Here is a 23,061-nt window from a genome sequence, read left to right as displayed (position 1 = left end):
TATCGTTGTTTTTTTCTCGTGTTAACGGGGGTGATGCTTTCATTTTTATTTTATTGCCAGCAGGTTTTTATTCATTGGGTCATCAGGGTCCAGACTGAGGCTGTTCCTTGATTTATTCTTCATGATCAGCACGAAGAGTTGCGGTAAAACCAGGAGGGCAGTCAGCGTAGATAAGATCAATCCGCCAATTACCGCCTGCCCTAATGGGGCAATCTGTTCTCCCCCCTCTCCCATGCCTATGGCCATTGGAATCATTCCGGCAATCATCGCCATGGTGGTCATGATGATGGGGCGAAGACGGGAAGAGGCCGCAAGAATTGCCGCTTTTCTGACGGGAAATCCGTGTTTAAGGCGGTTTACTTCCGCCTGATTAATCATCAGTACCGCATTGGAAACGGATACACCCACCGACATAATGATTCCCATATAGGATTGCAGGTTCAGTGTGCTTCCCGAAATGATCAGCATGAGGAGACTTCCTCCGATCACTGCCGGAACAACAGAAAGGATGAGTCCGGACAACGCAAAAGACTGATAATAGGCAGTCAGCATCAGGAAGATCACAACAATCGCAACTGCAAGTCCGGTTTGTAAACCCGAAAGGGTTTCTTCCAGCAATTGCATCAGGCCTTCGGAGGAAACCACCATCCCTCTGGGAGGTTCACCAATTTCCTTCAATACTTTTTGAACTGCTGTGGAAGCGGCTCCCAGGTCTGCCTGATGAATATTGGCCAATACGGTCACGTATCGGTTTGGACCCTGGCGGTTTACCTGGGCGGGCAGCTTTACCATTTGAAGTGTCGCAACATCTTCCAGCACCGGTCTCGGCTGTCCGGACTTAAGCGGTAATGAACGGAGTTTATCCAGAGATTGCATGTCCGGTTCAGGAACCTGGACCTGGACCTGAAAAACAAGACCAGACTTTGGATCTACCCAAAGGTTTTTATTCGTAAAACGGGTAGAGGAGGTAGCCATGGTAAGCGCTTTGCTCACATCGCCCATCGTTAATCCGAACTGAGCGGCCTGTTCCCTATTCACATTGATTTGAACACTGGGATAGTTGAGCGGCTCTGCCAGGCGTACATCACGAAGAAAAGAGACCTTCTTTAATCCCGCCTCAATCTTCATTGCGAATTTCTCCGCACCTTTTAACTGTCCGGCAGCCACTTTGATCTGTACAGGATTCATTGCACCCTGACTCATAATTTTCTCCACCAGCTCCATCGGTTCAAAGCTGATCTTTAGCTCCGGCATCTGTTTCGCCACTTCTTTACGAACCTGATCTTTCAGGTTGGAGATGGGCTGATCAAACTTCTCCTGATCAATAGATAGCTGTAATACCGCTTCATGAGAAGCACTCGTAAAAAGGAAGATGGGATTTATCGCTGAAGCAGAGGGCTGCTGGCCGACATATGCAGAGCTGATTTTAACCGCTCCTTCCGGCATTTGTTTTTTAATGATATCGGTTAACTTTTCCAGGTAATCTTCCGTTTTTTCCAATCTGCTTCCTTCGGGTGCCAGCATCCGCATCTGAAGGTCTCCACTGTTGCTGGCCGGAAGGATATCTGTTCCAATCGTTAGCCCTGCTGCAAAGATCATCAGTAAGACCAGGATCGCATACAGGCCAATCACCCCCCCTATCTTTTGCTGACCCGCACGGATCAGGATCAGGTAACGTCTTTTGAATTTCTCAAACCTGGTCAGTTTCTTTCTGTGAAGGCTGATCTTATGGTGCCGGAAAAGTTCCGGTTTCATTAACCAGTTGGCCAGGATCGGCACAAAGGTTTGTGAGGCGATAAAAGAAGCGATCATGGCAAAAGCTACTGCCAGTGAGAGTGGCATAAACATATCCTTTGGAATTCCGGTCATCATAAAAGAAGGAATCAAGACAGCCAGGATACAGAACAAGATCAGAATTTTGGGGATAGAAATTTCCAATAATGCATCCAGAATTGCCCTTTGCTTCGGCTTTTCCATTTCAAAGTGCTGGTGGATATTTTCTATCGTTACTGTGGCCTCGTCTACAAGGATGCCTATGGCCAGGGCCAGTCCACTGAGGGTCATGACATTGATGGTCTGTCCAAACATATACAATAGAATTACCGCCGACAGAATCGCAATAGGGATAGTCAGCACCACAATCAATGCTCCCCTGGAATCTCCAAGAAAGAGAAATACCATCAGGCCAGTTAATACCGCTCCTAAAACACCTTCATGAATCAGGTTTTCCAATGATCTTTCTATGTATCCGGACTGGTCAAAAACGTATTTCACATCCACATCCTCAGGCAAGGCGGCCTTCAGCTTCGGAATCGAGGCTTTCAGGTTCTCTACTACTTTGAGTGTGGAAGCATCTGCTTTTTTGATCACCGGAAGGTAAACAGAGCGTTTTCCATTGATGATGGCATATCCGGTAGTGATATCTGCTGCATCTTCTACACTGGCGATGTCTTTCACAAAGACATTAGTCCCTGAGCCTCCTCTTATGGGAATGTTCAGGAACTCTTCCGGCCCATTGGCTATGGTGTTTACCGGACTCATCAGGTTCTCATCACCGATTCTGATGTTTCCTGCCGGAGCAGGGAAGTTATTTTTGACGATGGCCATGGTGACTTCTTCTGCAGATAAACCGTAGGAAAGCATCAGTTCCGGATTCACCTTTACCACTATTGTCCGTGCGTTTCCACCAAAGGGCCCCGGTGCAGTTACTCCTGGAATGGTCACAAACATCGGTCTGATTTTAGTCAGCGCCAGGGTTTGTAATTCCGTAATCGACCGCTGAGCGCTTTCAAATACCAGTTGCCCGATAGGAAGGGAACTCCCATCAAAACGAACTACCTGAGGAGGAACTGCGCCAGGAGGGAGAAAGCTCATTGCCCTGGACACCTGAGTGGCGACTTCACCAGAGGCCTGTGCCATATCGGTTCCTGGATAAAAAGTAAGCTTCATGAGGGTAAAGCCCTGCACGCTTTTAAAATCTATGCCCTTTACCCCACTCACAAAGATGAGGACTTTCTGAAACTCGTTCGCCATAAATCCATCCATATGGGCCGGGGTTAATCCGCCATAAGGCATGGCGATATAGATGACCGGCAACTCAACTTTCGGAAAGATATCTACATTGATGTTCCTGATCGCAGTAAACGAAAAGTAGGCAATTGCCAGTATGGCAACCATTATTGTTAAAGGTTTTTTTAATGCAAACCTGATCATATTCATAATTTCTTATTTTAAATTGTTGAACAGATAGCTGTAATCGCCGGAAAGCTCTGCCTTTGTATTCCATTGGCTCCACAGCTCCTGGTGAACTTCAATATTGCTTTTCTCTACCTGCTGCAGCAGTGCCTGAATCTGAAGCAGGTCTGTCAGATTGATCAGTCCGGCCTCATATCTCGACAAATAGAGGTCGTAGGCCTCTTCCGTCTTTCTCAGTGCTTCTTTTGTTTTCGCCACCTGCTTGAATTGCGCATTGATTCGGGAGGAAATGGATTGCAAAGCCGTATTCATCCGGAGTTTTTGGAGTTCATATTGAGACTGTGCCACATCAATCTGTTTCTGGGCGCGTTTCTTTTCCAGTGAACCCGTATACAGGCCGGTCAGGTTCCAGCTGATCCCCAGTCCGATGAGGTAATTGCGGGAAGAATTGTCAAAACCGGAAGCAAAGTTCCGGTGTACGCTACCATCCGGATTGATTCCTGTTCCGCGTGCAGAAATCCCGGCCAGCAAAGAGAGAGAGGGCAGTTGCTTTCTGGCCAATACCGTCTTTTGGGTCTGCTGATATCTGAATCTTTTATCCAGAACCTGCAGAAAGGGATGTGCGACAGAAACGGAATCAAGGCCTTCATCAGTTTGTCCAATCCCCATATAAGTCTGTAAAGGAAGTTTTAACGTTCCGCTCAGTGTGGGAATAAGTTCTCTCATATTGATCTGGCCCGCGGCATATTTACCCTGCCATTCTTCTTTCTGCGCCAGGGCCTGAAGGTAGGTGGAGGCGGCAAGGGCAGTATCCGCACCGGGTTTTAATCCGGCTTCGGCCAGGCTTGAGGAAAGCTCAAGGATTTCTTTTACGCGGAGCACATTTTTGTCTGCCCAGCTCAAGCCCGATTGGGTATAGAGGAGGTTCAGGTAGTTTCTCGTCATTTTAGTCCGGAGCGAAAGCAAGGTGGCCTCATAATTACTTTGGGCTTCCTGCACTTCATATCCCGCAGCTTCCTGCATTTTCTGTTGTTTACCAAACTGGCTGATCTTCCAGTCCAGCAGCACAGAGCCAAAAGTGTTCATCGTGCTGCTCGAAGCATCCGAATCTTTTGCAGCATTCCCGTTGACATTAAATACGCCGGGGATTGGAAAAAAAGCGCCATTGGTCCCCGCAAAGCTGCCATAGGAATTTTGCAACTGCAATTGAACCTGTGGAAGAGCGGCACTTTTCAGTTCCTTTTTCCGGTATTCAGACGCTTCAATTCTGGCCTGTTTTTCGGTTAATTCGGGATAGGATTTGGCCATTAATTCCCATAAGTGGGAAAGTGTATGTTCTTTATGCTCCTGCGGATAGGCACTGATGCTGTACAGCATGAGCAACATAGCCGTCAGATAAAGAGGTAATTTCTTCATCATCAAAAATTAAAATTGTGGAAATACGCAATTGGCATGTTGTTCTTCAGGAACGACATGAAATAGGGAAACAGCAGCGCTGTTTAATCAGAGAAGAGATGCTATATCAATAAAAGCCTGTTTTTGATAAACAGGGGAACCGGAGAGCCGGAAAGGTCCGGACCTGAGGGTACGGCTGAGTATTTATCTTTTTTAAAGAACAATACGGACAGCAGGAAATCCGGTAAAAGAAAAAACAGAACCAGGGCTGATGCCGACATCTGGGTCACATTCTGTTTAAAAAGAAGACTTTCGTCTGCGGAGCTGGATGCCACCGTGCAAATCTTACTTGCTTTGACACTGGTACTGGCAACGGGACTCACCTCCGCAAAAAAAGATTGAATTCCTTTTCTCACAGAACATGCAGAAAGAACAAAGCAGCCCATCAATACAAATAGCAGCAGGGAATTTAACCTGCCGGTATTTACGTTTCGTGTGGGATTTGATAATTTATACATGTCTTGCAAACATAGCCTTTTTTAAACGGACAAGAAAATTTTAAGGATGAACAACTGCCCAGCCTTGTTGCTGACGGATGATGATTTCTCCATTTCCACTAGGGACAAAGCTGATGAAGTCGACCAATTCAGATTTATCGATTTTTCTTTCTTTCAGGGTATTCTCGCATTGCGCCAGGAGCACTCCTTTGGACTGTAACAATTTTAAAGCAGCTTCGTAACTACTGTTCTTTTGGTACACGGCTACGCCATCACCAAAAACAATCAGCTCCAGTTCCAGTTTGCCTTTAAGGCGTGGATCTTCCAGAGCGTTTTTGATGTTGCGCAAACATCCATTGATCTTTTTCTCTTCTCCGCTGTTGAGCACATATAAGGCTTTATAGTGCTTCATTGTCGCTTTTGCGCCAGTAAAGACAGGCTTTTCCTGTGCCATTGCAGGGGTTAAATAGGCAGTCAGGCAGCAGATACAAAGGATAAACAATACATTTTTCATACAATCATATTAGGGTTAAATCAGTCATTGGCTGGCAATATATGTTTTTTAAGAGCGCTGATCAAAATCTAAAAAGAAAGAGATTTTATATCTTTGGCAGCATTAAAGGTCCATCAAAAAATGAAAACAGATCACATAAATATCCTTGCCATTTCCGGAAGCACCCGAAAAAGTTCTTCAAATATTAACCTGATCAAAGCCATAGGTTTGTTGACAACTGAAAGTTTTTCCATCCGTATTTTTGATGGCCTTACTGAACTGCCACACTTTAATCCGGACCTGGATTACGGTCAGGTTCCTGAAAATGAGAAAGTGGCAGACTTCAGAAAACAGCTCAGGGATGCGGATGCGATTTTAATCTGTAGCCCTGAATATGCCGTTGGAGTTCCCGGGACTTTAAAGAATGCCATTGACTGGACCGTTTCCACGATGGAGTTCTCTAAAAAACCTGTTGCTTTGATTACCGCATCTACGGCTGGCAGCAGGGCACATCAATCCTTACTAGGCACTTTACTGATTATTGAATCTAAAATCACTGAGCATACGCAGCTCTTGATTTCCGGGATTCAGGCAAAACTGAATTCGGATTTTCAAATTACAGATGGAGAGACTTTAAAACAGGTAAATCAATTGATTTCTTCCCTTAAGGCGATTGTTAAAGGAGAAATTCAGGAGTCTGAGCTCTTGCCTGCCCCTCTTCCAAACTAGTTTTTTATTTTACATTTTCTTGTATCGGGTATTTCTGGTCCTGTACTTTTTTTGGTTCTTCAGGGAGTTGATCAAGCTTTCAGCGGCCATTTACTATAATAGCTGAGGACTTTAAACTCGCCTTTTATTTTTCCGATTACAAGTCCAAACCAATAATCACCCCGCCCGTCTGGCCTTTCCCATTGCAGGTAATAATTGAATAGTGTAGTTCCGGGATCTGTTTCTGAAACCAGGGTTTTATAGTAATTACTGGCCTGGTCTGTCTGGAGGTTAATGGCAGAGACATCATCTCCCAGTTCGTAGCGCAATACCCGCCGTTGTTCTTTATCAAACAGTTCCTTTCCATTATATTTCAGAAACTCTTCTTTACTGATCAACCCATTTTTCCGATCAATTTCTTTGGTTCCCAATTCATCATTCATCCACATCAGTTGTGTTTGCATTGGAAAATGAATCCTATTCAGGAGCTCCTGTTTGTTGTTTTTTACGATTGCTGTTTTGAGTTTAATCAGGAAGATTTTGACTTCTTTGAGCTGGGCGGCTGTATCGGGTTGTTGTGCAATGGTATTTAGATTTTGAGCCTGAGTACCTGGATTTGGAGCAGTGGTATCCTGATGCTGAACCACATCAATAGAACCTCTCCCTCTGTTACAGGCCATGCCGAAACACAGGAGCAGCAGAATCAGGAAGAAATCAAATCTTTTCATTTTTACCAATTTACATAAAAGAGCGCAAATCATTTTGCTTAAAAGAACTCCGGCCAGAGAAGAATAGCGATATTCTAATAACTTTGGCACCATCATGATCAGTAAAACTATACCTTGTTTGTTTCTAATGTTAGTCCTGTTTACGGCCTGTAAAGATCGGCAAAAGGATAAACATCCGGATCTAAAATACTTTCCTGAGTTCAACGGCACATCAAAAAATGTTCATTTGGAGCAGCTTGGCACTGATGATGAAGACATTTGTCGGGTGTATCCTTCAAAAGATCAGAAAAGGCTCGTTGTGATCAGCAGACTGATCAATGAAGATCCGAAGAATTACCGTCTGCAGGTTTACGATACTTCATTAAAGCTCCTGAAAAAAATCGATGCCCCGGAACTGGATGGCTTATTCGGACAGGATGAGCTGGACAACATTTATGCAGGCAAGGGTTATTTTGAGCATGGCTCTTACCAATACCGTCCGATCATACAAATGAAGGTAACTGACCGACCTTCCAGGTCAGGAAACAATTCAGGGAATGAGTCAGGAAATGGGATAGAGATCGATAAAAAAACCTTTCTGGAAATGCCGGAAAGAGGAGATACCGTACTTAGTTTTCAGCGTAAAGACTATAGTGGGCTTTACTATTACATGAAGAAATCGGGGAAAGTATACCAGATTTTCTTTAAGGATTGTGCGTATTGTGAGAGTCAGTACAACAGGGATTTCTCTATCTCGGAATACAGGGCTGCAGACAATGGGACAGATCAGATCATCCGGCCTTATGATTTGCTGCCGAAAGGATGGTTTCAGGAGCATTCGATCTATTATTACCAAATCAAATTTGAGAAAGAAGAGCTCCGTTTTAAGATCAGCTATGCTGATGAAAGCCAGGCCAGTCTGCTGAAGAAGATTGATTTTGGAGGCAAGTCATTTCTTTTCTACAAAAAACCAGGACAGCAAAACAGAAAGTTGTACTTTTTTAAAACGGAGTAAACCCATAAGCATTCTTCATCAGATAGCTATGGGTTTATCTTGTTTATTTTGCGGTTTCTCGGGTGTTAGTCCCGCAGCCAAAAATAAGGCGGTTCGATTCCCAACGACCTCAGGTACACTGTTGCCTGTGCACGATGGTGAATCTCATTATCTATCCAGTATAAGATGAAGGAATAGATTGGCCCTTCATATTCACCGTAGGCCAGATCGATTTCGTGAAAACGGCTGGAAGGAATTTTAGGCCATCCGATCTCAATGGTTTCAGTGAGTTCGTCCCATAACAGTAGCATTTCGGCTTTCGTTGCAGGCTTCGCGCCATTGACATGATGAGGTAATGCGCCTACTTTATCCCAGTTGCCGGTCACGACACCTTTCATTCCTGCGGATGCCAATCCGATCATTTCCAGCACCATTTCTGAGAAAGGGCGCATGCCTCCAATGCTGTAATTAAAGAATTCTTTTTCCGGAAAAGCTTCAATTGCCCTTCGGGTGAGCCTACGGTGTCCCTGCCAGTGAACCAGCAGGTCTTCCGTGGCGATTACAAAGGGAGAGGAATAAATTTTCTGTACGTCTGCAATATGATTTTCCATGTTTTTAGGTTTTATAGGGTCTTGTATTTGTTTACCATACAAAGAAAACACGGAGCACTGACAACCCTATGGCAGCCCGTTTTAATAAAAAAAATTATTCATCAGGCAGGCGGTCTTTGTCGTCTTTTTTCCTGTTGAACCTATACACAATGGTTGCAGAAACCAATCGTCCAAACCTCCTGGATTCAGATTCAAGGTAATAAGTGTCGGTATTGGTCACCCTTTTATCGACCATTGAATCAAAAACATTGATCACTCCCAGGGTAAAAGACATCTTATCTTTGAAAAGGTCTTTGCTTACTGCAATATCGGCCCTGTATTGTGCCTTATTGATGGACTGAATATCCTGCTTCTTACCAATATAGTTTAAGCTGGATTCTATAGACAGGTTTTTGGGGAATTTCATCTTCGAACCAATTCTTGTAAACCAGGTTTGATCTTTAGCGCCATAATTTTTTCCATCATAAGCTCCTTGTTGCTTAAACTTATAGTAGTTAAAATCCCATGACAAGCGCCACCATCCAAATGGATTGTAACTACTGGAAAGCTCAAAACCATAACGGTCTTCAAAATCCAGGTTAACCGGAGTGCTCACAAAATACCCATCCGGTGTTTGTTCGATCACAAACTGGAAGTAATTGGTGGTATGTTTGTAATAGATGGAAGGATTGATGTTCAGTTTTCCCAGGCGTTTGATCATGGAGAATTCAAATGAATTGGTATAGGTAGGATCCAGATCCGGATTTCCGACAGTGAGGTTCCGGATATCAGAAAGCCCGGAGAAAGGGTTTAGTTGCCAGAACTGGGGTCTGTTGATCCTCCTGCTGTAGCTCAGCTGAAACTCCGCACTTTCGGGAAGTTTGTAAGTCAGGTGAACTGTTGGAAAAAGGTTCAGGTATTTCTTATCCTGATCAAAAGTCCCTGCGCGGTCTGATATTCCGATATGAGACAATTCGGCTCTTAATCCGAGGAGGTAACTAAACTTATTGATCTTGTTTCCGTATTGCATATAAGCGCTGTAGAGGTTTTCATCATACTTCAGCTTATTGTTATATTTTGCCAGTAAGACTTCATCTGCTTTTGCCCAGTAATCACTTCTGATGGCCCGCAGGTCTGTCCTGATTCCGGCTTCAAATCGGGAATCTTTAGAAAAAGCAGTTACAAAATCACTTTGGATATAGATGTCATCGCTGCTTTCAATATTTCTGGAAGTAAGCCGGGAGATCATTTTGGGAAGCGGAAAGTTCTTTGCCTGCGAGATGTCCTGGTTTTCATCGTCATTCCAAAAATCATATTGCAGGTTAGTGGTCCATTTCTGGTCTTTATTGTCAAAGGTTTTTACATAATTCAATTCCAGCTGATTGTATCGTTGTGGCTCCCTGTAGTTTTCGAAACGGGTAACCGCACTGTCGAGAGTATTGCCACCATTATAATAGGAGTATCCGAAATTGGTGGTATCTCTGTTGAATAAGGTGCTGTGGTAAAAACTACCAGTCAATGTGTTTTTAGGATTGATGTAATAATCCCCGCCAACGTAAATGTTATAGGTATCGTCGTTACGGCGTTGCTTGTTTTGCTGGTTTAAGATATTGGTCAGTCCGTTTTTTGTAGTCGTTTGAAAGCGCTTTTCTGAAGCATAAAAATCTCTGGACCGGCCACCAACGTTGGAAAACAGGTTGAATTTTTCCGTTTTATAGCTCAGATTCAGGTTACCATGGTAGTTGACAGGATCTCCAAGTCCGGCTTGTACCGAACCATTTAATCCACCTATTGTGTTTTTCTTAAGGATGATATTGATGATCCCTCCTCCTCCCTGCGCCTCATATCTGGCGGAAGGGTTGGTGATCACTTCGACCTTTTCAATATTACTTGCAGGGATCTGCTCCAAACCGTTATTGGCAGTAAGCATGGAAGGCTTCCCGTTAATGAGCACACGGACACTTCCGTTTCCTCTTAAGCTTACCCCACCATTGGCATCCACATTTACAGAAGGGACATTGTTTAAGATGTCATTTGCAGAACCTCCTTTGGAGATCAGGTCTTTTCCTACGTTAAACACTTTTTTATCCAGATTCAACTCTACGGTAGATTTTTCTCCAATCACGTTTACCGACTTTAACAGTTTAACATTTTCCTGTAAGCCGATGTTCCCGAGGTTGGTGTCTTCTTTGATTTGTTTGTTTTCCAGCAAGGTAGGTTTATAGGAGATGAATTCTATTTTCAGGTGATATTGTCCGGGGTTGGTGACTAAAGTAAATTCTCCTTTTTTGTCGGTCACTGTAGTTTTCAGAATCTTGTTGCCGGTAAGGGAGAGCAAGGTCACTCCTGCATACTCCAGGGGTTGTTGTGTGGTGTTGTCCAGGACCTTCCCGCTTACCTTTACTTCCGTTGCTTGTTGTCCAAGACTTGGTAAGCTGCAGAACATCAGAAAGATCAGGAATAATTTTTGGATAGTCTTCATCGTTTGATTGGATTTATTTTTTCGAAAGTGATCAATTAGGAGACACCAAAAACAGGTTAACGTTACACAGGACACAATAGGAGATCAACAAGTCAGATAGGACGACAAAGCGATTGTAGGGGTCAATTCTTCTTTTCCATCAGCATTTGTGACCCGTTCGTCGACAATAAGCCCGGATTTCTTTGATGAATACTATATTTGATATCAATATGTCACTATTTGAGAAAATTGTAAACTATAGTACGGTACATCGCGTACAAAGCCATATTCTTTTCTGGGTGATGGTTTTTTTGCTATCCCTTAGCAAGCCGGAAGGACATACCTCTGTTTCTGAAGAAATAAGGTACGAACTGATTACAGAGGCATTTGCGCTTTTTTTATCCATGATTTCTACTTATTTCGTTGCTTATCTGGTGATTCCAAAGCTGCTGAATGTAAAGAGTTATTATTTTCTGGTCTTTTATTTCCTGATCGGCAGCTACCTGATCTGTGTATTTTCAAGAACAGTAGTTATTTATGTCGTAGAGCCGCTGGTAAGAACGCCACCTTTTGCCCAGGAATCCTTTCTGGAAATACTCACAGATCTCCCCAAGCTTGCGGGTTCTTATTTTCTCCATGATTTCTCTACAGCATGGGTTTTTACCTTTCTAAAATTGCTCAAGGATCAATACCTGATTCAAAAGCGTGCACTTCAGCTGGAAAAAGAAAAGGCAGAAGCAGAGTTGAAAATTTTAAAGACGCAGCTGAATCCTCATTTTCTTTTTAATACCCTAAATAACATCTACTCCTTATCCCTCATGAATTCATCAGTGACCTCAAAGTCTATTGCGGGTTTATCTGAAATTCTGGATCATATACTTTATCGTTGCGATGGGACGTATGTTCCTTTATCAGCTGAGATTAGCCTTTTAAGAAACTACATTGAATTGGAAAAGCTAAGATACGACGACCGTCTGCAGGTAAACTTTCAGCAAACAACAGATGAAAATGCAGAAATAGCACCGCTGATTTTACTATCCCTGGTAGAGAATGCTTTTAAATATGGAGCGGGAGAAGATATTGGAAATCCAGTGATCAATATTGACCTGAAGCTTCAGAACAACCACTTTACATTTATGGTTTCCAATTCATTTATGCCAAGGGAGAACAAAAACAAACAAATTGGATTAAACAACATCAGGAAACAACTGGATCTAATCTATCCGGAAAATTATGAGCTGAATTTATCTCAACATGAAGAGACTTTTGTAGCTTTATTGATGATTAATCTGGGCCCTTCTTCAGTTATAAAAAATTAATTCCATGAAAGTAAAGTGTCTCCTGGTAGATGATGAACCTTTGGCCATACAACTGATCCAAAAACATATTGATCAGCTCGATTCTTTTGAGGTAGTAGGTACCTGCGGAAATGCAATTAAAGCGTTGGAAGTGTTAAGAGCAACACAGGTAGATTTGTTATTTCTGGACATTAAAATGCCCCAGATTTCGGGAATAGATTTCTTAAGGACTTTAAGAAACCCTCCTGCAGTGATCATTACCACAGCCTACCGGGAGTTTGCTATTGAGGGGTATGACCTGGACCTGATTGATTACCTCCTGAAACCCATTACTTTTGATCGGTTTTTTAAAGCAATTGAACGGTATTTAAGGTTGAATAACCAAAGCAGCCCTACCCTACTTCCCCCCACAGATCAGCAGTTTATGTACCTTAAATCGGGAGGCAAGTTTCATAAATTAAACATTGACGAAATCTTATATATTGAAAGCCTGAAAGACTATGTGGTTGCTCATTGTGTGGGCAATAAGGTGACTGCAAAGTACAAAATCAGCGACCTGGAAACCGAATTACAAGGAAAGGGATTTTTACGCATCCACCGGTCTTACCTGATCAATATGAAGAAAATGACTGCTTTTACAGCCTATGACATCGAAATCGGAAACACCGAAATTCCAATTGGGGCTAGTTATAAGGAGTATGTTTTTAAAGCTTTAAAGAATCCTTAACTTCAGGATAGGAAAATCAGACGCCTATGATATTGTTAAAAATTACACACAGAATAGAATTCCATGCCCCTTGCTAAGGCATTGTTTTTATTTTTGCGGTATAAATAATCAATATGTTCAGACAGGTTTTTACTTTCATAATTCTTTGCCTGGGTACTCCGATTTTTGCACAACATGCCCCTTACCCTGACAAACCCTCCACCCATGGAATGATGCTCATGGGTAATGAAACCATTTATGCTTCTCATTTACCTATGTTTCACAGTCCTCATGATTACCAGATCATATTGATACTGGACTTATCAGAAAAACACAAATTACAATATATAAATGATCGAAAAGCTCATCCGAAAGAGTCCGTATACACCCTGGAACCTGAAAATTTTGTCCTACCTGAAATGGTAAACCACACCAAACATTTCAAAGCCAGTATTTATAGGGGGCATTTTGAAAGAGGTGGAACAAAATTTATTGAACACATTCCGGTAAGGATTAAAAAGATCGTTTACTACCATCAGTTTCAAAGAGAAACGACTAAACCGAAGCAATTGCAATACCTGCTTTTCGGGAACAGAAAAGAGCAGTTTTTAGTTCATAAAATCAGTGCTAAACCAGATTTCGATGAAAACACCTCGGTAAAAGTTAAAGACCCCGCGATCCGCTCTCAATTACTCAAAAACAATTACATTTTGATTGAATTTTCTGAAAAAGATTTGCGAAAACCATACTCATGGAAGCAGGAAAGCGGAACATCAAAAGAAACAAAAAAGACAGTCAGGTTCCAAAACCACAAATTACTTTATCTGGAGTATAAGGATTTGGATTAAGTCTTCTGGGAAAGTTCTTTATAAAAATAGAAAGCTCCGGATCAACCGAAGCTTTCAGCCCCAAATGGGTCAAAGTATAACCTTAAAGAATTTTGAAAGCGTTTTAGTTTAAAGGCGCCGCTGTTGTGCTTAGTTTAACAACCGGCCATTTTCCGAGAACAGGGTAACTCACTCCCTTATTGTCGCCACGCTTGGTATCTTGTTCGAAATAATATAACGGCCAACCTTTGTAAGTCAGTTGCTTTTTGCCAAACACCATGATCTGCCCAACAAACTCTGCTTTAATAACTGAAGGAAGGCTTTTCACATCTGATTCATAAAGCGGCCAAAGGGCATTATTGCTAAAATCAGCTTTAGTATAGGTGTTTTTGTTGGCCTTGTCAGGAGTGAAAGCGTATAAAGTTCTTCCGTTTCCATCCGTAAAATATTGCGTGATTCCGGGTCCCTCCACAAGCGCTTCAGTGTACTGTTTCGTATTTGCACCAACTAGTTGGTTATTCACCAACATGATGGAATAATCAGTCTTTCCAACAAACCAGATTCCGCCAACTCCATCGCCATTGATGTCGCCGGTAGTGGCATCGTTTTTATAATAGTATAAAGGCCAGCCCTTATAAGTATTTTGAGGTTTTCCATCAGCGCGGGTGATGACACCCACATCAGCGGCATTGATACCGGCATTATCACTCAGCTCCGCAGAATAATAAACTGGCCACATTGCTTCGCAACCACCGGTACAACCAGAAGTTCCATTGGCATCCATGGCAAAGAAATAAAGTGTTTTTCCGGTATTATCGGTAAGGACAGCACCAAATTTAGCGCTCGTAGATAGCTGTAAACCTTTTTTATTAACGACTGGAGCATCGTCCTTTTTAGAGCAGGCAAAAAAAATGGTTAAAAGGCACAGGCCGATCAATAGTTTTGATTTTGAATGATTCATCGTAGGTAGGGTTTTAGGGGTTAATTAATAGTTCTATACTCCTATTACGAATGTTCCTTCTTAAACGTTGCCTGACCAAAAAATAAATATTTGCATGATGGTGATGGTTTCATCTATATCATTTCTAAAAAAAGAAAACGATCAGGCCTTAAAAAAGACCTGACCGTTTCTTGGTATTTACTCAATCTTGTCAAGTGCAGGAACATTGGATTCAAACCCACTGTATCCCTTATTCTGGTTCACACGACCATTGGCATTGAATCTTTGTACACTAGCCGGTACAGGCCAAAGCACATGATAAGGTGCAATTCTATACTTTACCCCCTGCAGGGTTGGCACCTCATTTTTATAAAAATCATTTTTCTCCATGATGCGGTCATAGAAAAAATTATTGTCGGAAAAGGTTGCCAGGGTATACGTTTTTCCATTGTAAGCAGGCTTTCCTGTTAAAGCAAAGATGTAAGCCATACGTGTCAGTTCTGTTTTTCTGGGCTCTTCCCAATACAATTCCCTCGCCCGTTCATCCAGAATTGTTCCTATGGTGATTTTGCTAATATCAGTGAGCAAGGTGGCGTTTGCACGTGCCCTTACCTTATTGATGTCGTCCATTGCAAGCCCAAGTTCTCCTTTCCAATAGTACGCTTCTGCCCTTAACAGATAGGTCTCCGCAACCCTGAAAACATACCAGTCTGTATTTGTACCACGAGGCGGGCTCCAATACGGATCATTGGCCAGAGCATTCGTAGAATTGATGAACACCTTATAATGTGGCCATCCAAACCAGTGACGAATCGTATCTAAAGCACCATTTTCAAAACGGGCAGCAACATTGCTGCTGTTATACTCCAATAAAGGTTTGCCATATAAATCCCTGTCGGCCTGAATCTTTGAAGTTTTTAATGCCGGATTATTATACACCAGGTCCGTCATGTTCATCCACATCCCTTTGGCATGCCTGTAATCGGTATTATCTGTCCAGATGTTTTTGGTGCTATATGGTGTTCCACGGTACCTGCCAATTCCACGTCCATACATTCTGGTTAACGGAATTTCTGCATTTGCCGCATCGGTCAGAGCAGTTGCTCCCGAAGGAGTTTTTACATTTGCAAAATGCCATGCCGGAACCGTATTCCGCATCAACTGAGAACCCAGGGCAACAAAACCTCCGGCTAAACTCTCTCTGTCGACCACCAGAAACAGGGTTTCTTTATTATTAGGCAAGGCTTTATTGTCCATCCGGTGTAAGTCCCATACTACATTTTTAGCCGCATCACTTGCAGTACTTCCAAATCGGCTGGTCATTAGGCCATATTTGCTTCCACTCAGGACATTACTTGCTGCTGCGATGGCATCGTCAAATTTCCCAAGGGCAAGGTTCACTTTGCTGAGCAAATGACTTACTGCGCCTTTGGTTACTTCACCTCTGTTGGCATTGTCTGACACATTAGCTTGCGCAAACTCCAGGTCTGCTTTCATTTTCTCGAGGATCACTTCTCTTTTGGTTGAGAAAAAGTCATCACGCGGCGCATCCAAATCCTTTAGCATCAGCGGAACATCTCCAAACTGATGTACAAGCCTGTAATAATGATAAGCGCGATAAAAATAAGCAGCACCTAAAATGCTGTTCTTCTCTGCCGGTGAACTGTACACAGGTCTGTCGATATTACTGATGATCGTATTTGCGTACCTGATCCCTTTGAACTCTTCTTCCCAGTACCAACCGATTTTATTGAAATCAGCACTATTCAGGTTGGCATCAGGTGTGATACGGGCAATCAGATCCTGTGCCGGAGTACTTTTGTCTGTGGTACCTTCTACTGCAACATCAGAGAAAATAGATTCGGTAAGCATGGGTGCTGAATCTCCGAAGTATTCCTGGCGGACATTTGCACCCAATGCATTCAATGCGCCCTTTAATGCGGCAACATTATTTAAAGAAGTTTCCGGAGAATATTGAGACAACTGCTCTGAATCCAGAAAGCTTTTCTTACACCCTCCAGCTGTAAGTAGTAAGACAGAGCTCACGAACAGGACGATTTTTGTATGTGTTGTTTTCATTTGATTTCTTGATTTTATTACAATGAAAGATTAAGACCGACTGTATAATATCTTGGTGTAGGACCATCATTTTCAGGATCCCAGTAATTCCAGTCGGGGCTATATACCGCAGCATTGTTCACGTTCATATATACTTTTGCTCCTTTAACCCTGATTTTTTCCAATATATTTTTTGGGATCGTATAAGCAAGTGCGATGGTATTCAGTCTGATAAAAGAGTTTTTTCTATACACGGCGAAACTCGTTCCGCTGAGGCCTGAGGCCAGTCTTGCATAATCATTAATTGGATTGGACGGGGTCCAATAAGGCGTTACATAAGAGTTCATACGGGAAAAACCTACGCTACCAGGTTGGTTTTTCGGCTGGTCATCTCTTTTATATTGCCCCCAATTAGCAACCAGCTGGAAGGAGAAATCAAAATTCTTATAAATGTTAAACTCATTTCTGATTGCCCAGTTAAAGCGTGGACTTTTATAGCCTAAAAACTGTTTATCCTTATCATCATAGCTATAATTTCCGTCCACATCCTGCAGTTTAAAATCACCGGGCTTAATTCCTTTATTGAACTTATTTGCTTCAGCAACTTCATTTTCCTGCCATACCCCCAGAATTTTATAATCCCAGATCACATCAATATCTTTTCCGATGAACCATCCGTTTCCGGGATCGTCTGCCGGGGTGGCCAGTTTGACAATCTTATTCCTGTTCATGAAAAAATTAAAGCTGGTATTCCAGGTAATGTTTCCCGTAGTAATATTTTTGGTATTCAGGTTCAGCTCTATTCCTTTGTTGTTTACCTGAGCCAGGTTGGAATACACATTCACATAACCACCAACAGAAGAAAGTGATGGCCTAACCAGCAAATCCGTTGTTTTCTTGCTGTAAACATCTACTGAACCGCTGATTCTTTCTTTGAGAACCGAGAAGTCCAGTCCGGCATTAAAAGAAGCGGTCTGTTCCCATTTCAGTTTTGGGTTAGACATTCTGCTGCCAATGACCACCGTATTGACCTCTGAAGCCGTTCCGCTTCCATCAACGTTCTGATATTTATCAATTACCAGCTGAGATAGCGCAGCATAAGGATCTACGGTATTGTTATCCGGATTGCGCAAATCTCTGTTACCGTTGATACCATAAGAGAAGCGTAATTTTCCATAGTTCAGCCAGGTCAGTGATTTGAGAAAAGACTCTTCGGTAAAGGTCCAGGCAAATGCTGCTGCAGGAAAAGTTGCTCTTTTGGATTGTACTCCAAAAACGGAGTATCCATCTCTACGGACCGATAAGGTCAGGTTGTAGCGCTGCATCAGGCTATAGCCTAATCTTGCCATCAAGGCATCCCCGGTATACACTTTATCTTCGCTATTTACTGAAGGCTTTACCCCACTCGCCACATTATGATATCCCAGAACATCTGCCGGGATCAGTCCCTGATTTCCTGCCTGTGTCCACCAGGTTTGGTATTTCTCCGCATTTGCCAGTAAGGTCACATCGAAGCTGTGGATATCTGCTACGGTTTTGTTCCACTTTAGCAAGTTATCCACCTGCCAGTTGTATCTGGTTTCCTGAGCGCGGGTAACGATGCCACCTGGAGTGGTCACATCTGGGTTTTTGGAGGAACTATGGTTAAAAAGACGAAAATTATCCAGTCCCGGGCTAAAGTTCAGCTGATAAGTAATTCCAAAAGGAAGTTTCACTTTGGCAAATAAACTCGCGAACAAGGTGGTTTGCTTATCCATCCTGCTGTTATAGGTCATGCTCAGGAATGGATTCCTTGCATTTGATCCATTATCATCCGTTGGGATTCTTCGCAAAGTACCATCAGCATTATATTGATCGCCATATGGAGAAAGGTTAACCAGTTGATTCCAGTTGGCTTCAATTGCACCTTCATCACGATCTGCAAACTGCAGGTTCATACCAACAGTCAGGAATTTAGCAGCCTGTCCTTCCAGATTTAAACGGGACCTGAATGTACTGAACTGTCCACCTTTGATCAGGTTTTCGTTCTTCTGGTAGCCAAGAGACATGTAATAACTAATTTCTTCTTTTTTTCCACCCATGCTCAAAGTATGATCCTGGCGTAATCCTTTTCTGAATACATCATTATACCAGTCGACCGTCTTATCGTTCAGGTAATTTGCTTTTTCATTGGCAAGAAGGCCAAGTCTGTTCAGCCAGAGATCCAAAGGATCTCCATTTTGACCGTTTAGCCATTGCGTTAGTGTTACTCCCTCAGGAAGTGCCCTTGGGTCATTGTATAAATAGTCAGGAGTTGCAGCTCCGCTACGTTTTGCATCACCACGCCAGTCCAGAAAAGCCTGACCTTCATAAATCTTCATATCCTGAGCCAGTTCTGCAATTCCGACATTGGTATTAAAGGTGATTGTTGGTTTCTCACTTCTTCCCTTTTTTGTGGTAATTGCCACCACACCTGTAGCGGCTTTTGCACCAAAGACTGCCAGAGAACTCGCATCTTTCAGCACATCAACGGCTTCGATATCATTGGGATTGATATCTGATAATTGCCCATTGTAAATGACCCCATCAAGAACAATTAATGGGGCTGTTCCCGCACTCAGTGTTGTTTTTCCCCTCACCAGAAGGTCACCGCCACCTTTCGCACTGCTGTTCAGCTTGACACTTAATCCTGCAATGTTTCCCCTTAAAATGTCAGAAACACTCTGAGGATTTTCGTTTTCCAGCTGTGTGGCTTTGATACTCGATATCGCTCCCGTCACATCTTTCTTATTCGCGGTTCCATAACCGACTACCACAATTTCTGAAAGTCCTTTTGATTCCTCAGCAAGCACTACGTTAAGCTGTGTACGGTTGTTGATGGGAACTTCCATACTGGTATAACCGATTGCAGAAAAAATCAATGTCCCATTTCCGGGAGCAGTAATGACATAGCCCCCATCCCCTCCTGAGGAAGTTCCACTTTTTGAATTTTTTAGCTTAATGGATACACCGGGAACCGGTACACCCTGTTTGTCCTGAATGACACCTTTTAGGGTACGGTCCTGAGCGAAGGACAGTACACAACTCATCAGTACAAAAACAATAAGAAGAGTAATTCTTTTTTTCATGTTTGTTTGGTTAGAATTTATAATTGGTTTGCTAAAACTATTTGAATTTAATTGCAATACCAAGAAAAACAAAACCATAAAACATTGATAAACAATTACTTACAATAAAAATAATACGGTTTAATTACAAGAGCAAATTGAGCTTTATCCCTGATTAAGATCAGATTAGCCACATTGGGATTTTCTCTCCGATACGGTTAAAAAGCATTGAAAATTTATTAAAAAAAAGAGAAGTTGAGACTAAAAAACCCATTTAAAATAGTCTAAAACATCGTTTTCAGAAAAAACGGGATGTACATTATATACCAAAAGATGATATATTTGGTTAAGAACTCCTAAAGACCAGATCAAACCATGAATTTATTCCTTAAAATGAACCATTGGCTATGGCTATGCCTGCTACTTTTTAGTCAGGGTGGACTGGCGCAAGGCTCAAAAATTAAAGTGATTGCTTTTTATACCGCGAAGAATGACCAGGCCCATATCAGCTATGTACGGGAAGCCAATGAATGGTTTCCCCTGATGGCGGCCGAACATCATTTCAGCTATGACACGACCTCCAACTGGGGCAATATGAACACCGCTTTTTTATCGAAGTATCAGGTGGTTCTGTTTCTGGATACCAGACCGGAAGATCCGCTTCAAAGAGCCGTTTTCCAGCAGTATATGGAGAACGGAGGGGCATGGATGGGTTTTCACTTCTCCGCATTTTCATTGACAGGCTCCAGCTTTCCTGACAATTGGAACTGGTACCACCATCAGTTCCTCGGTTCGGGTGCTTATGCCAGCAATACCTGGCGGCCAACATCAGCGGTATTAAAGGTGGAAAACCGGAAACATCCGGCAAGCCGGCAATTACCTGAACGCTTCAAATCTTCTCCTAACGAATGGTACCGTTGGGAAAATGACTTAAGAAAGAACCCTGATATCGACATTTTACTGGCAGTAGACAGCAGCAGTTTTCCCTTAGGGACCGGGCCTAAAGCTCATGAAATCTGGCATAGCGGTTATTATCCTGTTGCCTGGAGCAATAAAAAGTATAAGATGATCTATGTGAACATGGGGCATAATGATATTGATTATGAACACCATACGGATAAAGAACTGTCCTTTACTTTTGACAATCCCATTCAAAACAAATTCATCCTAAATGGGCTGTTATGGCTTGGAAGGCAAAAAAAGGAATCAGGATTCAAGCACTAGTTTACTCCATCCACCTTCGCCAGCATTCCGGAGTTCTTTTTTCCGTTCTTCCAGCATCTTTTGCATTTTGCTGTTGTAAGCCCAGCAGGTACTCTGTCGGATCAGCAGAATTTCTGACAATTTATGGGAAGAGATCTTTCCTTTAGTGGAATACACGAGGAAGAGCATATAAAAAGCTTTGTTAATCGGGATTCTGCTGTTCTGAAAAATGGTATTGGCAATAACAGACTCATCATATCCACATTTGGTACAGCGCCGGCTATAGGGAAGAAAACCTGAAAGGTGATGTACATTTGCACACTTCCGGCATTGATAACCATTTGCCCATTTCAGCTCCGATAAATACTTAAAGCAGGTTTCCCTATCCGGATAGATCTTGCTGAACTCCGCAAAATCCACTTCATCCGACATCACCCTTGCCCTGGTTACTTTTTCTATGTTCTGATGAAGTTCCTGATTGTCTTTTTCCAGCATGGCATTCATGATAGAAATCTCTTCATTTTGCTTTTCAATGATCGCTGCTTTATCCCTCACCTCTTTCGTCCTCATTTCTACCAGGGTACTCAATTCCTTGTTGAGGGTTTCCTGCAACCTTTCATTGATCTGAAGTTGTGTAATGATTCTTTTCTGGGCCTTATCCTTTTTCTTTCTTAGTGTGCGTATGCTCTCGCCAATGGCAAAAGAAACTAGGATCATTTCAATTACAAAACAAAAACTGAGACTATAATAGGTGATTGGCCCATAAGGAAGCCAGCTCACATTCAATAACAGCAGAATTTTTATGGCAAAACCGACCAGCAGGAAACTGTAGCCAATCACAAAGAACCTTGCCGGTTTATATTTATTTTTCAGGATATAAATCCCCGTCCCCCAGGCCACCAGCAAGGGAATCAGTTCAATCAGCTTATAGCTGAACAGGTGTTTATCAAAAAGACACCAGATGAAGAAAACTGTCCTTAAGACAATGACGCCTACAATCAAGGTATAAAGTCTCGGCGCTTTGGCTTTTACGTACAGAAAGTTAATCGTAAACATCAATCCGAAGATGCTGCTCAGAAACAGTGCAAAGCCAAAACCATATTCATTCCACCAGGGAGCATTGGGCCAGAGGTATTGAAATGCAATTCCATCGCTACTCATTTCATACAAGCCAATGCTAAGGTTGTACAACACATAATACAGGTATTGTTTTTGCCTTACCGCAAAGAACATCAGGAGATTGTAAAGGCTAAATACGATAACCATCCCATAGAACAATCCGAAAATAAGATACTCGTTGAGTGCATATTTGATAAACCAATGCACATCCCGGAGCACAATGATTGCACCTACGGATTGGGAAGATTTTAGCTTCACATAATAAGTCAGCGCTAAGTCTGAGCCATTATTCAGGTCGTAGGTAAAATTCTTATGTCCATATTCCCTTTTATCGAAGACATATTCTGTTCCAAAATAGCGGGCATGATACTGCCCCAATGTATCAGGGACAAATAAACTTACCTGATGAATAGACTGATCAAAGAATTCCAGAATCCAGTTCTTCGAAGAAGCTTTATGGTGTTTAATGCGGAAACGGTACCAGTAGGAAGAGCCGGTATGGTAATTTTTAGGGGTATAATTTTTATTCGGTTGAAACCTGGAACTGACCTCAGGTTTTAAAATGTCGGCAAATGTTAAGCGGTTGGTTTTATCCTCCAGGTATTGGATCTCTCCATAGGAGAAAATATGGTGTGGTACCTGGTCTTTAATCTCTACTACCTGCTGGGCTTTAGTCCCTGAGCTGAAGGAGCTCAGAAGGATCAGTGTAAACACAAGGCTTCTAGCCCAATGTTCAGGTAAAGGGGTATAATGCGGTTTAGTCATTTAAAGTTTCAGGCTTAAA

17 protein-coding genes are annotated in these 23,061 nt (G+C 42.5%); 6 read left to right on the top strand and 11 right to left on the bottom strand.

Translation table 11 applies throughout. From position 1 onward, the window contains the following. Positions 1-45 precede the first annotated feature (45 nt). From BUC20_RS18015 to BUC20_RS18000, 4 genes are all read right to left on the bottom strand, one after another. A complete protein-coding gene (locus BUC20_RS18015; protein WP_073232434.1) occupies positions 46-3,219 on the bottom strand; it encodes an efflux RND transporter permease subunit in 3,174 nt (1,057 codons plus the stop codon). Positions 3,220-3,225: 6 nt separating this feature from the next. After that, positions 3,226-4,614, bottom strand: a complete 1,389-nt coding sequence (locus tag BUC20_RS18010) for a TolC family protein (protein WP_084529004.1) — start codon at positions 4,612-4,614, stop codon at positions 3,226-3,228. 98 nt (positions 4,615-4,712) lie between these two features. Beyond that, positions 4,713-5,108: a hypothetical protein gene (locus BUC20_RS18005; protein ID WP_073232432.1), complete on the bottom strand. Its 396-nt coding sequence runs from the start codon at positions 5,106-5,108 to the stop codon at positions 4,713-4,715. Between the two features lie 40 nt (positions 5,109-5,148). Next, the gene (locus tag BUC20_RS18000; protein WP_073232431.1) at positions 5,149-5,601 is read right to left on the bottom strand and encodes a DsrE family protein; all 453 of its coding nucleotides are present in this window, start codon (positions 5,599-5,601) and stop codon (positions 5,149-5,151) included. Between the two features lie 120 nt (positions 5,602-5,721). Here BUC20_RS18000 and BUC20_RS17995 point away from each other — a divergent pair, with 120 nt between their 5' ends. Continuing rightward, on the top strand, positions 5,722-6,309 hold the full coding sequence (locus tag BUC20_RS17995; RefSeq protein ID WP_073232430.1) for an NADPH-dependent FMN reductase: 588 nt from the start codon (positions 5,722-5,724) through the stop codon (positions 6,307-6,309). A 71-nt stretch (positions 6,310-6,380) separates the two neighbouring features. On the opposite strand, the gene BUC20_RS17990 is transcribed toward BUC20_RS17995, so the two are convergent. After that, positions 6,381-7,016 (bottom strand): hypothetical protein, encoded by a 636-nt coding sequence (locus BUC20_RS17990; protein ID WP_143166834.1) that lies wholly within the window; start codon positions 7,014-7,016, stop codon positions 6,381-6,383. Positions 7,017-7,134: 118 nt separating this feature from the next. Between BUC20_RS17990 and BUC20_RS17985 the strand changes: the two genes are divergently transcribed. Further along, the gene (locus tag BUC20_RS17985) at positions 7,135-8,010 is read left to right on the top strand and encodes a hypothetical protein (RefSeq protein WP_159441125.1); all 876 of its coding nucleotides are present in this window, start codon (positions 7,135-7,137) and stop codon (positions 8,008-8,010) included. A gap of 65 nt (positions 8,011-8,075) precedes the next feature. On the opposite strand, the gene BUC20_RS17980 is transcribed toward BUC20_RS17985, so the two are convergent. Together BUC20_RS17980 and BUC20_RS17975 are read right to left on the bottom strand one after the other, a co-directional pair. Then, entirely contained in the window at positions 8,076-8,600 is a 525-nt protein-coding gene (locus BUC20_RS17980; protein ID WP_073232729.1) for a DinB family protein, read from the bottom strand. Between the two features lie 94 nt (positions 8,601-8,694). Continuing rightward, entirely contained in the window at positions 8,695-11,061 is a 2,367-nt protein-coding gene (locus tag BUC20_RS17975) for a TonB-dependent receptor (protein WP_084529001.1), read from the bottom strand. A 185-nt stretch (positions 11,062-11,246) separates the two neighbouring features. Here BUC20_RS17975 and BUC20_RS17970 point away from each other — a divergent pair, with 185 nt between their 5' ends. The 3 genes from BUC20_RS17970 to BUC20_RS17960 all read left to right on the top strand — a co-directional run bounded on the left by BUC20_RS17970 (position 11,247) and on the right by BUC20_RS17960 (position 13,892). Continuing rightward, the gene (locus BUC20_RS17970) at positions 11,247-12,359 is read left to right on the top strand and encodes a sensor histidine kinase (RefSeq protein ID WP_200800972.1); all 1,113 of its coding nucleotides are present in this window, start codon (positions 11,247-11,249) and stop codon (positions 12,357-12,359) included. A 4-nt stretch (positions 12,360-12,363) separates the two neighbouring features. Further along, a complete protein-coding gene (locus tag BUC20_RS17965; RefSeq protein WP_073232427.1) occupies positions 12,364-13,065 on the top strand; it encodes a LytR/AlgR family response regulator transcription factor in 702 nt (233 codons plus the stop codon). A 113-nt stretch (positions 13,066-13,178) separates the two neighbouring features. Next, positions 13,179-13,892, top strand: a complete 714-nt coding sequence (locus BUC20_RS17960; protein WP_073232426.1) for a hypothetical protein — start codon at positions 13,179-13,181, stop codon at positions 13,890-13,892. A gap of 103 nt (positions 13,893-13,995) precedes the next feature. Here the strand turns inward: BUC20_RS17960 and BUC20_RS17955 are convergent, their stop codons facing one another. The 3 genes from BUC20_RS17955 to BUC20_RS17945 form a co-directional block, all read right to left on the bottom strand. Then, the gene (locus tag BUC20_RS17955; protein WP_073232425.1) at positions 13,996-14,832 is read right to left on the bottom strand and encodes a hypothetical protein; all 837 of its coding nucleotides are present in this window, start codon (positions 14,830-14,832) and stop codon (positions 13,996-13,998) included. Positions 14,833-15,009: 177 nt separating this feature from the next. Continuing rightward, positions 15,010-16,890, bottom strand: coding sequence for a RagB/SusD family nutrient uptake outer membrane protein (locus BUC20_RS17950; RefSeq protein ID WP_073232424.1), 1,881 nt, complete (start codon positions 16,888-16,890; stop codon positions 15,010-15,012). A gap of 17 nt (positions 16,891-16,907) precedes the next feature. Further along, the gene (locus BUC20_RS17945) at positions 16,908-19,976 is read right to left on the bottom strand and encodes a SusC/RagA family TonB-linked outer membrane protein (RefSeq protein ID WP_073232726.1); all 3,069 of its coding nucleotides are present in this window, start codon (positions 19,974-19,976) and stop codon (positions 16,908-16,910) included. 354 nt (positions 19,977-20,330) lie between these two features. Here BUC20_RS17945 and BUC20_RS17940 point away from each other — a divergent pair, with 354 nt between their 5' ends. Continuing rightward, positions 20,331-21,179, top strand: a complete 849-nt coding sequence (locus BUC20_RS17940) for a ThuA domain-containing protein (RefSeq protein WP_073232423.1) — start codon at positions 20,331-20,333, stop codon at positions 21,177-21,179. Here the strand turns inward: BUC20_RS17940 and BUC20_RS17935 are convergent. Continuing rightward, the gene (locus BUC20_RS17935; RefSeq protein WP_073232422.1) at positions 21,162-23,042 is read right to left on the bottom strand and encodes a 7TM diverse intracellular signaling domain-containing protein; all 1,881 of its coding nucleotides are present in this window, start codon (positions 23,040-23,042) and stop codon (positions 21,162-21,164) included. The two genes, BUC20_RS17940 and BUC20_RS17935, sit on opposite strands and share 18 nt — an antisense overlap. Positions 23,043-23,061: the final 19 nt, after the last annotated feature.

Origin of the sequence: Pedobacter caeni (assembly GCF_900129215.1) — a bacterium.
Lineage (GTDB): Bacteria > Bacteroidota > Bacteroidia > Sphingobacteriales > Sphingobacteriaceae > Pedobacter > Pedobacter caeni.
The sequence above is the reverse complement of the archived record's forward strand: the minus strand, read 5'-3'. Positions and strand labels throughout refer to the sequence as shown.